The sequence below is a fragment of the Bradyrhizobium sp. USDA 4452 genome (assembly GCF_054063575.1).
Genome location: NZ_JBSSGK010000001.1, coordinates 8,393,031 through 8,404,663 on the forward strand (window position 1 = coordinate 8,393,031; position 11,633 = coordinate 8,404,663).

Genomic DNA, 11,633 nt, shown 5'->3' on the forward strand with positions numbered 1-11,633 from the left:
GCTGGGTCGGATATCGGCGGCGCCGGGTTCTGCTCAAGATCGAAAAGGTTGGCTGGCGGAGAGGGAGGGATTCGAACCCTCGATACAGCTTGAGACCGTATGACGCTTTAGCAAAGCGTTGCCTTCAGCCACTCGGCCACCTCTCCGGTGCGAGCCTTATGCATCGATTTTGTCAGCTGGGTCAATTTGGAAGGGCATGTTTCCGCTCGATTATTCGCAATGCCCCCATCGTGATGAGGGCGGTCGGAATGGCTCGTCCTTGTCGCGATAATGGACTGCGCGAGAACGAAGGCAGAACTTATCGCGTAAAGTATTGAAGAAGTTTTAGAAAACGCGTTGGAGCCCAGCTGCGGCCGAGGCGGCTATTCGACGCTGGCGCCGCGGCGCAGGTCAGCGTCGATCTGCAATCTGGTGCCGCCGCCGAAACGGGCGCGGTAGACCTGCAGATTCTCCATGATGCGCTGGACGTAGTTTCGCGTCTCCGAGAACGGAATCAGCTCGACCCAGTCGACCGCATCGACCTTGGGATCGCGCGGGTCGCCGTAGCGCTCGATCCACTTCTTCACGCTGCCGCGGCCGGCATTGTAGGCGGCGAAGGTCAGGATGTAGGAGCCGCGATAGTCCTCGAGCAGGCCGCCGAGTTCGGCTGCGCCGAGCATTGCGTTGTAGACCGGGTCGGTCTTCATTCGGTTGAGATCGAAGCCGATGCCGGCGCGCTTGCAGACGTAGCGTCCGGCGTCCGGCGTCACCTGCATCAGGCCGTAGGCTTGGGCCGGCGACACCACCGCCGGATTGAACGCACTCTCCTGGCGCGCGATCGCATAGACGACGCTCTGCTCGACCTCCGGTCCGACCTGGCGGAACGATGGAATGCCGTTCACCGGGTAGGCGTAGTGGTCGAACGGCAGTCCGCGATTGAGCGCGGCCTTGCCCATCAGCAGCATGCCGCGGGCATCGCCATGGCGCGCGGTGAGCTCGCCGAGGCCGGCCAGCGCTTCCGGATCGCCATTGTCGCCCATGTCGCCGAAGATCGGGATCGCAAGCTCGCGCGCGTCGATTTCGTAGAGCAGCCCGACCGCGCGCACGATCTCCAGCCGGTCGGCGCCGCGGCCGCGCGGCGCGCTGTTCAATTCGATCTGCGGCAGGCCGAGCTTGGCGCGCGCGAGCTGGCCGTAATAGCTGGTCGACTGCTCGGCTGCGCGCGCGTAGGCGGCGCGCGCCTCCTGGCCGCGGCCGGCGGCTTCCGCGGCGCGGCCCTGCCAATAGCCCGCACGCGCCAGCGCGGTCGGGTTGGCGCTGCCGACGCCGATCCGCGCGAAATGCTGGGCGGCGAGGGCGGGGTCGTTGAGAAAGCGCAGCGCGATCCAGCCCGAGGTGAATTCCTGCTCGGTCTTGTAGATGTCGCGGGCGGGCAGCGCCGCGTCGCGCGCGATCAGATAGGCGGTGCGAAACTCTTCGACGTCGATCATCTTGCGCGCCAGCAGGCGGCGCTCGACCCACCATTCGTCGACGTTGTAGAGCCGCGCCGGGTCCTTCGGCGCGCTCAGCATCAGGCGGGCGGCTTCGGCGAATTTCTCCTCGCGGCGGAGCAGCTGGATTTTTGCGAACAGGTAACCGGTGTCGCCGGAGAGCTCGCTCGGCACCGCCTCGAGCAGCGCGCGAAGGTTCGATCCCTTGCGGTTGGCCGCGATGCGCGCCTTGGCGAGCGCCAGATAGCCGGAGCCGAGCCGCTTGGCCTCGCGAATTCCGGCAGCTTCGTTGTCGGTGCCGTAGAGCATCGTGTCCATGCGCGCCTTGTGGTCGGCGGCGGTCAGGAACGAGCCGAAAAGGTCGAGCGCGGTGCTCTCGGTGTCCTCGCTCATCGGATCGTTGCGCCAGGCTTCGCGCACCAGGCGCTCGGCATTGCCGCGGTCGCCGCGTCCGATCATCACCTTGGCAAGCGCGAGCCGGCCCTTGGCCGAGACCGGCGATTCATTCTGGAACCAGGCCCAGACCGCGGAATCGTCGCGATGGTCGTCCCATAGCGATGCCTCGATGCGGCGGCGCAGGAAGGTCTGCGATGGCCAGCTCGGATTGGCGTCGAGGAAGGCGCGGTAGCGCTCGACCGAGGCGCCATTGTCCTCGCTGCGCAGGATCAGCCATTCCGCAAGCTTGCGCGCAACCGGATCGGAGATCGAGGCCTCGGCCTCGGTGGCGTCCGCCGGCTTGCGCTTGCGCAGCAGCTCGACGACGCTTGCCAGCGCTTCCTTGTCGGACTGCGACGTCGACGATGTCGCGGCCACGGCCGCAGGCAACACCGGCTTGCGCGCGATCGGCGCGGCATGCTGGCGGGTCGCCGGAACCAACGCAGGGGCGGCGGCGCGGACGGGCGCCGGCTTGTTAGGCAGACTTCCCGTCGCAGCCGGAGAGGTGGGCTTCGACGCAGTGGTCTTTGCCTCAGTGGACTTGGACGCGGTGCTCTTGGACGTGCTGCTCTTTGACGCGGCGCTCTTCGAAGCGTCGGTTTTGGAAGAAGCGGCCTTGGCACCGTCGGCCTTTGCGGCACCGGACTTCGAAGAAGTCGTCTTGGCCGCGCCCGTCTTGGCCGCGCTGGTCTTGGTTTCGTCGTTCTTGGTCGCGGTCGGCTTTGAAGCATGCGGCTTCGAGGTGCCGCTCTTGGAAGCTTCGGACTTGGAGGCGGCACCCTTGGCAGTCGCGTCCTTCGAGGCGGCCGTCTTTGAAGCGGTGTCTTGGGCGGCCGGCCTTGCGGCTGGAACATCCTCGGCGGCCCATGCATCGGCCGTGATGGCGGCCAAGCCGACCACGAGCGCCAGGCTCGTCGCCAGCGCCGTCGATCGCAATGTGCCTGCGCGAACGGAACGAATCACAGAAGTCCTCTGCGGCCCCGAATCATCTGGTCGTTTGGGCCCTGGGTTCTTATTTGATTGAAAACGTAGACAAAATACTAAGAAGCCTGCCGGTGCGGCTGTTTGCGCCAGCACAACGGCAAAATCGCGGCTGGAACCGGCTGGGAATAGGTTCGGTACGGCCCTTTCGCCTGTCAGCCAGACCCGATATGAATTGCCTTTCATGGCGTTTCGCATCAACCGAGTGCCGGTTGCACGGACGCGAAGCACGACAATAACAAAGGGTCCGTCGACCTAGCCTTTAGCCTGAAGCGTTTGGAGGAAGTCCATGGCAGCCAAGACAAAATTCCGGGGATCATTCACTGCCTTGGTGACGCCCTTCAAAAACGGATCGGTCGATGAGGCGGCGTTCCGCGGCCTCGTGAACTGGCAGATCGCCGAGGGCACGCACGGCCTGGTGCCGGTCGGCACCACGGGCGAGAGCCCGACGCTGAGCCACGACGAGCACAAGCGCGTGGTCGAGTGGTGCATCCAGGAGGCCAAGGGCCGGGTGCCGGTGATCGCCGGTGCCGGCTCGAATTCGACCAAGGAGGCGATCGAGCTCGCCGAGCACGCGGAGAAGGCCGGAGCCAACGCGGTGCTGGTGGTGACGCCGTACTACAACAAGCCGACCCAGGAAGGCATGTACCAGCACTTCAAGGCGATCAACGATGCGATCGGTATTCCGATCATCATCTACAACATCCCGCCGCGCTCGGTGATCGACATGTCGGTCGACACCATGACGCGTCTGTTCGAGCTGAAGAACATCGCCGGCGTCAAGGACGCGACCGCGAGCATGGTGCGGGTGTCGCAGCAGCGCGCCGCGATGGGCGAGGACTTCAATCAGCTGTCGGGTGAGGACGCCACCATCATCGGCTACATGGCGCATGGCGGCCATGGCTGCATCTCGGTGACCTCGAACGTCGCGCCACGGCTGTGCTCGGAATTCCAGACCGCCTGGCAGAAGGGCGACGTCACGACGGCGCTGAAGATCCACGACAAGCTGATGCCGTTGCACACCAATCTGTTCATCGAGAGCAATCCTGCGCCGGTGAAGTATGCGATGTCGCTGCTCGGCAAGCTCGACGAGAAGCTGCGCCTGCCGATGGTGCCGGTTTCTGAATCGACCCGTCAGGCCGTCCGCAGCGCCATGGTCCATGCCGGCCTGATCAACTGAACCGGACTGCTACTGCCGTGAACACCACCGTGCGCAATGTCGAACAGAAGGGGATGGGGATGCTGAAGGAATTCCGCGAATTCGCCATGAAGGGCAATGTCGTCGACCTCGCCGTCGGCGTCATCATCGGTGCGGCCTTCGGCGCGATCGTCACCTCGCTGGTCGGCGACATCATCATGCCGATCATCGGCGCGATCACGGGCGGACTCGATTTCTCCAACTATTTCACTCCGCTTTCAGCGAAGGTGACGGCCAGCAACCTCGCCGACGCCAAGAAGCAGGGCGCGGTGCTGGCCTGGGGCAACTTCCTAACGCTGACGCTGAACTTCCTGATCATCGCCTTCGTGCTGTTCATGGTCATTCGCGCCATGAACCAGTTCAAGCGCAAGGATGAGGCCAAGCCCGCCGAGCCGCCGAAGCCGTCCGACGAGGTCGTGCTGCTGACGGAAATCCGCGACCTCCTCAAGAAGGGCTAACGTGGCCGACAAGAACGAACGTCCGATCAAGGTTGTCGCTGAAAACCGGAAGGCACGCTTCAACTACGCCATCGAGGATACGGTTGAGGCCGGCATTTCGCTGACCGGCACCGAGGTGAAGTCGATCCGCAGCGGCAAGAGCACGATCGCGGAGTCCTATGCGGATTCCAAGAACGGCGAGATCTGGCTGATCAACGCCAATATCCCGGAATATCTGCAGGCAAACCGCTTCAACCACGAGCCGAAGCGGCCGCGAAAACTCCTGCTGCACCGCAAGCAGATCAACAAGCTGCTTGGCGCAGTCGACCGCGAGGGCATGACGCTCATTCCGCTGAAGCTGTACTTCAACGAGCGCGGCCGTGCCAAACTGCTGCTCGCGGTCGCCAAGGGCAAGAAGCTGCACGACAAGCGCGAGTCCGAGAAGAAGCGCGACTGGGGCCGCGAAAAGGGCCGCCTGATGCGGGCGCGGGGCTAGGGCGCTCGGAGCCCGACACTGCGACGACGGCGGATGGAGATTGGTCTGATGAGCCAGAGCAGCCTGACCGACGTCGACTGGAGCAAGATCCCGGCACCCACGGACGATGGCGGCGCCGCGCATCTGACCGGCATGACGATCCCGCCGGTCAGGCTGCGCGCCACCGACGACACCTCGGTGGCGCTGTCGGCGCTCGAGGGCCGCACCGTGGTGTTCGCCTATCCGCGAACCGGCGAGCCCGGCAAGATCGGGCTGGTCGACGATTGGGACATGATCCCGGGGGCCCGCGGCTGTACGCCGCAGACCTGCGCCTTCCGCGACCTGTTCGCCGAACTGAAGGCGGCCGGTGCCGCTCAGGTGTTCGGGCTGTCGACGCAAAGCAACGCGTACCAGACCGAAATGGCCTCGCGCCTGCATCTGCCGTTCCCGGTGATGTCGGACGAAGCGCTGGAACTGACGCGCGCGCTGCGATTGCCGACGATGTCGGTAGCGGGCCTGACGCTGATCAAGCGGCTTGCGCTCATCATCGACGATGCGCGCATCACCCGCGTGTTCTATCCGGTGTTCCCGCCCGACCGGAACGCCGGCGACGTGCTGGAATGGCTGAGGGACAACCCGCGCAAGGGCTAGCGTCACGGGGCCGACGCAGGGGGCTGTTCCAAAATATCGAAAACAACCCCATGCAAAGGAGCCGGCTGCGGCCGGCGTTCGACCGAGCAACTTGACACGTCGGGCAATTCAGGGGTATTTTCTAATATTCCGAAATTGCGCGACTGCTCCGCTCCAAGGCTGTCGCTTGTGCTAGCCTAGGTCCTTGCGCACGGTCGCGAAGACCTTGCGGAACATATCGGTCGTCAACACGCCCGTATTCGTATTGTAGCGCGAGCAATGGTAGCTGTCGTAGAGCTTGAATGTGCCCGCGTTATGCACGGCGCCGTGCACAAAGGGCGCGGCAGCCAGACGCATATCCAGCGCCTTCAATGTTGATTCGTGCGCGATCCGCCCGAGCAGCACGATCGCGCGCAGCTTCGGCATGGTTGCGATGGTGGCGCGGAGGAATTGCCGACAGGTGTTGATCTCGGCCGGCAGCGGCTTGTTTTGCGGCGGCACGCAGCGCACCGCGTTGCTGATCCGGGCGTCCACCAGCTTCAAGCCGTCGTCCGGCCGCGCCTGATAGACGCCGCTGGCAAAGCCATATTCGAGCAAGGTCGCATAGAGCAAATCGCCGGCGTAATCGCCGGTGAACGGACGGCCGGTGCGGTTGGCGCCCTGCATGCCGGGCGCGAGACCGACGATCAACAGCCGCGCATTCGGATCGCCGAACGATTCCACCGGCGAGTTGAACCAATCCGGGTGGAGGGCGCGGGCCTGTGTGCGGAAGTCGGCCAGCCTGACGCAGAGCTGACAGTTGCTGTCGGGGCGCGTAGGTGCGGCGACGAGATTACTCGTCGAAATCGTCATCGGCTCCCCGGGGGGCCATCGTGGTCGCGCGCTGCAGGAATTGCGGGGAGTGATGACGCGGTTCGCGCGGGGCCGGACGTTCGGACGGATCGCGGCCAAGTTTGGATTGCAGTTCGACGAGGTCGGTGAAGACGTCGGCCTGGCGGCGCAGCTCGTCGGCGATCATCGGCGGCTGGCTCGCAATGGTGGAGATGACGGTGACGCGAACGCCGCGACGCTGCACGGCCTCGACCAGCGAGCGGAAATCGCCGTCGCCGGAAAACAGAATCATCTGGTCGATGTGCTCGGCTAGTTCCATGGCATCGACCGCGAGCTCGATGTCCATATTGCCCTTCACCTTGCGGCGGCCGCTGGCGTCGATGAATTCCTTGGTCGCCTTGGTGACCACGGTGTAGCCGTTGTAGTCGAGCCAATCGATCAGCGGACGGATCGACGAATATTCCTGATCCTCGATGATCGCCGTGTAGTAGAACGCACGAAGCAGCGTGCCGCGACCCTGGAATTCCTTGAGGAGGCGCTTGTAGTCGATGTCGAAGCCGAGCGTCTTTGCGGTTGCGTAAAGATTGGCTCCGTCGATGAAGAGCGCGATCTTGTTGGAAACAGGTGACGACATCAAAGTGTTCTCGCGTGGTTGTTCGTGTTCTTAGCGCGGCGGTGATCGACCGCGCGTAAATTCCGGCGTTGCTGCCTAAAGTTCTGTGAATCTTTCCCCGCGACAGTCACCACCGCAATTATGGTGAGGCGAGGGCAAAAAGCCTAGACCTTTGACATTGCAATGAAGAGATTTACTTGTCTGGGACAGCAACCTAGCCATGTCGTCAGACGCTCCGGCCATTCTGGCCCCGGCAGAGGGGGTTATCAGAGCCTGTCGGGAAGGCAAATCACAAATTTTACCTTGCGAAACGGGGGCTAGCCCTATAACTAACCCTCATAACCTACATGTTCGGTCCCTTTTACCACGGAGCGCCTCGAGATGGCTCGCGTCACCGTCGAAGATTGCATTGATAAGGTCGACAATCGCTTCGACCTCGTCCTGTTGGCTGCGCATCGCGCCCGGATGATCTCGTCGGGATCGCAACTCACGGTTGATCGCGACAACGACAAGAATCCCGTCGTTTCGCTGCGGGAGATCGCCGATTCGACGATCTCGCCCGAGGACCTGAAAGAGGAACTGGTGCACTCGCTGCAGAAGTTCGTCGAGGTCGACGAGCCCGAGCCGGACACCGTGCCGCTGATCGGTTCCGCCGGTGCCAGCGTCGATGCCGACGACACCGAGGTCGCAGTCGAGCGCATGACGGAAGAAGAGCTGCTGAAGGGCCTCGAGGGCCTGGCGCCCCCGGAAGAGCAGCCCGAGGAAGACGAGTAATCTCGCCGTTCAGCTCTTCATTTTCGAGTAGATTTGCCAAAGGCCCGGACATCGCTCCGGGCCTTTGCTTTTGTTGACAATTTCGCTGTTACGGTGCGTCCTATGCGGACGCGGGAAATTGAATGGTTCCAGGGCCCGCGCGGGGTGCAGCTTCGTTCGAAAGCGCACTAGATTGAGAAGGGACGTTCCGGTCCCGCGCGAGAGGCAGCGAGTTCATGGCGTATCGACGCCGCAGTTCCATCCAGATGCAGGCTGCAACCGAAACGGTCGCGGTCGCGCCGGCGTCGTCCACGGCGGAGCGGCCGGCCAAGCCGCGGACCCGCATGATGCGACAATATGACCTTGTCGAGCGCGTCCGGTCCTACAACCCCGACACCAACGAAGACCTGCTCAACCGCGCCTACGTCTACGCCATGAAGGCGCACGGCACCCAGACGCGTGCCTCCGGCGATCCCTATTTCTCGCATCCGCTCGAGGTCGCCGCGATCCTCACCAACCTCAAGCTCGACGATGCCACGATCGTGGCGGCGCTGCTGCACGACACGATCGAGGACACCGAGGCGACGCGGGCCGAGATCGACCACGTGTTCGGCCATGAGATCGGCGCGCTGGTCGAGGGCCTGACCAAGCTGAAGCGGCTGGAGCTGGTGTCGCGCGAGGCCAAGCAGGCCGAGAATTTGCGCAAGCTGCTGCTGGCGATCGCCGACGACGTCCGCGTGCTGCTGATCAAGCTCGCCGACCGCCTGCACAACATGCGGACGCTGGAATTCGTGCCGCCGGCCTCGCGCCGCCGCATCGCCGAGGAGACGCTGGATATCTATGCGCCGCTGGCCGGCCGCATGGGTATGCAGGAGATGCGCGGGGAACTGGAGGACCTATCGTTCTTCGTCCTCGACCCCGAGGCCTATGCGGTGGTCAAGCAGCGGCTCGATTCACTGGCCGAGCGCAACCGCAACCTGATCGGCGAGATCGAAACCCAGCTCTCCAAGAACCTGCAGAAGAACGGCATCACCGCCCGGGTGTTCGGCCGCCGCAAGCAGCCGTTTTCGATCTGGACCAAGATGGAGCGCAAGTCGGTCGGCTTCGAGCAGCTGTCCGACATCTACGGCTTCCGCGTCATCCTCGACGATGTCGGCGCCTGCTATCGCGCGCTCGGCATCGTTCACACCACCTGGCCGGTCGTGCCGGGCCGCTTCAAGGACTACATCTCGACGCCGAAGCAGAACGACTACCGGTCGATCCACACCACCGTGATCGGGCCGGGCAAGCAGCGCGTCGAGTTGCAGATCCGTACCGAGGAAATGAACGAGATCGCCGAGTTCGGTATCGCCGCGCATGCCTTCTACAAGGAGGGGGTTGGCTCGCCGCATGAGCGGCTGAAGCACGAGTCCAACGCCTTCGCCTGGCTGCGTCACACCATCGGCATCCTCTCGGAGAGCTCTAATCCGGAGGAATTCCTCGAGCACACCAAGCTCGAGCTGTTCCACGACCAGGTGTTCTGCTTCACGCCGAAGGGCAAGCTGATCGCGCTGCCGCGCAACGCCAACGTGATCGACTTCGCCTACGCCGTGCACACCGGGGTCGGCAACAGCGCGGTCGGCTGCAAGATCAACGGCAAGTTCGCGCCGCTGTCCTCCGAGCTGCAGAACGGCGACGAGGTCGAGGTGCTGACCTCGAAGGCGCAGTCGGCGCCGCCATCCGCCTGGGAAGCGCTGGCCCGGACCGGCAAGGCGCGCGCTGCGATCCGGCGCGCGACCCGCGATGCGGTGCGCGACCAGTATGCCGGCCTCGGCCGCCGCATCGTCGACCGCTTGTTTGCCCGCGCCAAGATCGAATATGCCGACGACAAGCTGAAGGGCGCCTTACCGCGGCTCGCGCGCACCTCGATCGAGGACGTGATGGCCTCGGTCGGACGCGGCGAGATCAAGGCCTCCGACGTCGCGCGCGCGATGTATCCCGACTACAAGGAAGAGCGGCTGGTGCGCTACGGCGCCAAGAAGGGGCTCGCCGCCAAGCTGAAGACGCAGACCCCGCCGCATCCGGCGCGCGCCACATCGGTGATCCCGGTGCGCGGCATCAATTCCGACCTGCCGGTGAAATTCGCGCCGAACGGCGGCGCCGTGCCGGGCGATCGGATCGTCGGCATCGTCACGGCGGGCGAGGGGATCACGATCTATCCGATCCAGTCGCCGGCGCTGAAGGATTTCGAGGAGGAGCCGGAGCGCTGGCTCGACGTGCGCTGGGACATCGACGAGACCATGCCGCAGCGCTTCCCCGCGCGCATCCTGGTGCACAATGTCAACGAGCCGGGCAGCCTCGCCCAGATTGCGACCGTGATCGCCGAGCATGACGGCAATATCGACAACATCCACATGTCGCGCCAATCGCCTGACTTCACGGAGCTGACCATCGATCTAGAGGTCTATGACCTCAAACATCTCAGCGCTATCATCGCGCAATTGCGCGCCAAGGCGGTCGTTGCACGGGTCGAGCGCGTCAACGGCTGAAGATGGTGCGCGGGCGACGCCGTTCTCCGCATCGCTGTGCGCGCATGGGTCAGGTTTGGTGACAGGTTAGGTTTGGTTGCAGGTTAAAGACATGTCAAAGGCTCCTCCGCTCCGTCTCGGTATCAATGTTGATCACGTCGCGACCTTGCGTAACGCGCGAGGCGGGGCGCGACCCGATCCGGTGCGGCTGGCGCTCGCCGCGATCGCGGCCGGCGCCGACGGCATCACGGCGCATTTGCGCGAGGATCGCCGCCATATCCGCGACGAGGACATGGCGCGGCTCAAAGCCGAGATATCCAAGCCGCTGAATTTCGAGATGGCGGCGACCGACGACATGCTGCGGATCTCGCTCGCCACCAGGCCGCACGCCGTTTGCCTGGTGCCGGAACGGCGCCAGGAGCTCACCACCGAAGGCGGCCTCGACGTGGTCGGCCAGCACAATGCGCTGGCGCCGTTCATCGCGAAGCTTAGCGACGCCGGCATCCGGGTCTCGCTGTTCATCGCCGCCGATCCCAGGCAGATCGAGATGGCTGCGAAGCTGAAGGCGCCCGTGATCGAGATCCATACCGGAGGCTGGTGCGACGCCGTGGTCGACGGCCACAAGGACAAGGCGGAGGCCGAGTGGGCGCGCATCGTCGCCGGCGCCAGGCTCGCGCAGGCGGCCGGGCTCGAGGTCCATGCCGGCCACGGGCTCGACTATGAGACTGCGGAGACGATCTCCGCGCTGCCCGAGATCCGCGAGCTCAACATCGGCTATTTCATGATGGGCGAGGCGCTGTTCGTCGGCATCGCCGCCACGGTGCGCGAGATGCGTGCGGCAATGGACCGCGGCCGCGCCAAGGTCAGCGCATGATCATCGGCATTGGCTCCGACCTGATCGACATCACCCGGGTTGCGAAGGTGATCGAGCGCCACGGCGAGCGCTTCCTCGACCGCATCTTCACCGACGCCGAGCGCGCCAAGGCGATGCGCCGCGCCAACAATGAGAAGATGGTGGTCGCAACTTACGCCAAGCGGTTCGCCGCAAAGGAAGCCTGCTCCAAGGCGCTCGGCACCGGTATCCGGCGCGGGGTGTGGTGGAAGGACATGGGGGTGGTGAACCTGCCGGGCGGGCGGCCGTCGATGCGGCTGACCGGCGGGGCGCTGGCTCGGCTCCAAGAGCTGACGCCCACGGGCATGCAGGCGCAGATCGACCTTTCGATCACGGACGATTGGCCGCTGGCGCAGGCCTTCGTCATAATTTCGGCGGTTGCTCCCGCCACATGAGCGGGTGGCGCCGGAAT

General features: G+C 64.4%; 12 protein-coding genes and 1 tRNA gene. 9 read left to right on the forward strand and 4 right to left on the reverse strand.

The window, feature by feature from the left end; translation table 11 throughout:
- Positions 1–53 precede the first annotated feature (53 nt).
- Positions 54–146: transfer RNA gene (locus ACVISU_RS39710), tRNA-Ser, on the reverse strand.
- 216 nt (positions 147–362) lie between these two features.
- On the reverse strand, positions 363–2,345 hold the full coding sequence (locus tag ACVISU_RS39715) for a lytic transglycosylase domain-containing protein (RefSeq protein WP_456710563.1): 1,983 nt from the start codon (positions 2,343–2,345) through the stop codon (positions 363–365).
- A 115-nt stretch (positions 2,346–2,460) separates the two neighbouring features.
- Here ACVISU_RS39715 and ACVISU_RS39720 point away from each other — a divergent pair, with 115 nt between their 5' ends.
- The 5 genes from ACVISU_RS39720 (at position 2,461) to ACVISU_RS39740 (ending at position 5,646) form a co-directional block, all read left to right on the forward strand.
- Positions 2,461–2,928, forward strand: coding sequence for a hypothetical protein (locus tag ACVISU_RS39720; protein ID WP_456710564.1), 468 nt, complete (start codon positions 2,461–2,463; stop codon positions 2,926–2,928).
- Between the two features lie 246 nt (positions 2,929–3,174).
- Positions 3,175–4,065 (forward strand): 4-hydroxy-tetrahydrodipicolinate synthase, encoded by an 891-nt coding sequence (gene dapA / locus ACVISU_RS39725; protein ID WP_050400975.1) that lies wholly within the window; start codon positions 3,175–3,177, stop codon positions 4,063–4,065.
- Positions 4,066–4,124: 59 nt separating this feature from the next.
- Positions 4,125–4,541, forward strand: a complete 417-nt coding sequence (gene mscL, locus ACVISU_RS39730; RefSeq protein WP_456710994.1) for a large conductance mechanosensitive channel protein MscL — start codon at positions 4,125–4,127, stop codon at positions 4,539–4,541.
- A 1-nt stretch (position 4,542) separates the two neighbouring features.
- Positions 4,543–5,016 (forward strand): SsrA-binding protein SmpB, encoded by a 474-nt coding sequence (smpB, locus tag ACVISU_RS39735; protein WP_050400974.1) that lies wholly within the window; start codon positions 4,543–4,545, stop codon positions 5,014–5,016.
- 48 nt (positions 5,017–5,064) lie between these two features.
- A complete protein-coding gene (locus ACVISU_RS39740) occupies positions 5,065–5,646 on the forward strand; it encodes a peroxiredoxin (protein WP_456710565.1) in 582 nt (193 codons plus the stop codon).
- A gap of 171 nt (positions 5,647–5,817) precedes the next feature.
- On the opposite strand, the gene ACVISU_RS39745 is transcribed toward ACVISU_RS39740, so the two are convergent.
- Both ACVISU_RS39745 and ACVISU_RS39750 read right to left on the reverse strand, forming a co-directional pair.
- Complete coding sequence (locus ACVISU_RS39745; protein ID WP_456710566.1) at positions 5,818–6,477, reverse strand: uracil-DNA glycosylase; 660 nt, start codon at positions 6,475–6,477, stop codon at positions 5,818–5,820.
- Entirely contained in the window at positions 6,458–7,090 is a 633-nt protein-coding gene (locus ACVISU_RS39750) for a LabA-like NYN domain-containing protein (protein WP_050400972.1), read from the reverse strand. Before ACVISU_RS39750 ends, ACVISU_RS39745 begins: the two co-directional genes overlap by 20 nt.
- A 360-nt stretch (positions 7,091–7,450) precedes the next feature.
- Between ACVISU_RS39750 and rpoZ the strand changes: the two genes are divergently transcribed.
- The 4 genes from rpoZ (at position 7,451) to acpS (ending at position 11,616) form a co-directional block, all read left to right on the forward strand.
- Positions 7,451–7,843: a DNA-directed RNA polymerase subunit omega gene (gene rpoZ / locus ACVISU_RS39755; protein WP_016844003.1), complete on the forward strand. Its 393-nt coding sequence runs from the start codon at positions 7,451–7,453 to the stop codon at positions 7,841–7,843.
- Positions 7,844–8,058: 215 nt separating this feature from the next.
- Positions 8,059–10,350 carry a RelA/SpoT family protein gene (locus ACVISU_RS39760; protein ID WP_456710567.1) on the forward strand — a complete coding sequence of 764 codons (2,292 nt, stop codon included), beginning with the start codon at positions 8,059–8,061 and terminating at the stop codon, positions 10,348–10,350.
- 91 nt (positions 10,351–10,441) lie between these two features.
- Positions 10,442–11,203: a pyridoxine 5'-phosphate synthase gene (locus ACVISU_RS39765; RefSeq protein WP_050400970.1), complete on the forward strand. Its 762-nt coding sequence runs from the start codon at positions 10,442–10,444 to the stop codon at positions 11,201–11,203.
- The gene (gene acpS / locus ACVISU_RS39770; RefSeq protein WP_050400969.1) at positions 11,200–11,616 is read left to right on the forward strand and encodes a holo-ACP synthase; all 417 of its coding nucleotides are present in this window, start codon (positions 11,200–11,202) and stop codon (positions 11,614–11,616) included. Before ACVISU_RS39765 ends, acpS begins: the two co-directional genes overlap by 4 nt.
- The last annotated feature ends 17 nt before the right edge of the window (positions 11,617–11,633 follow it).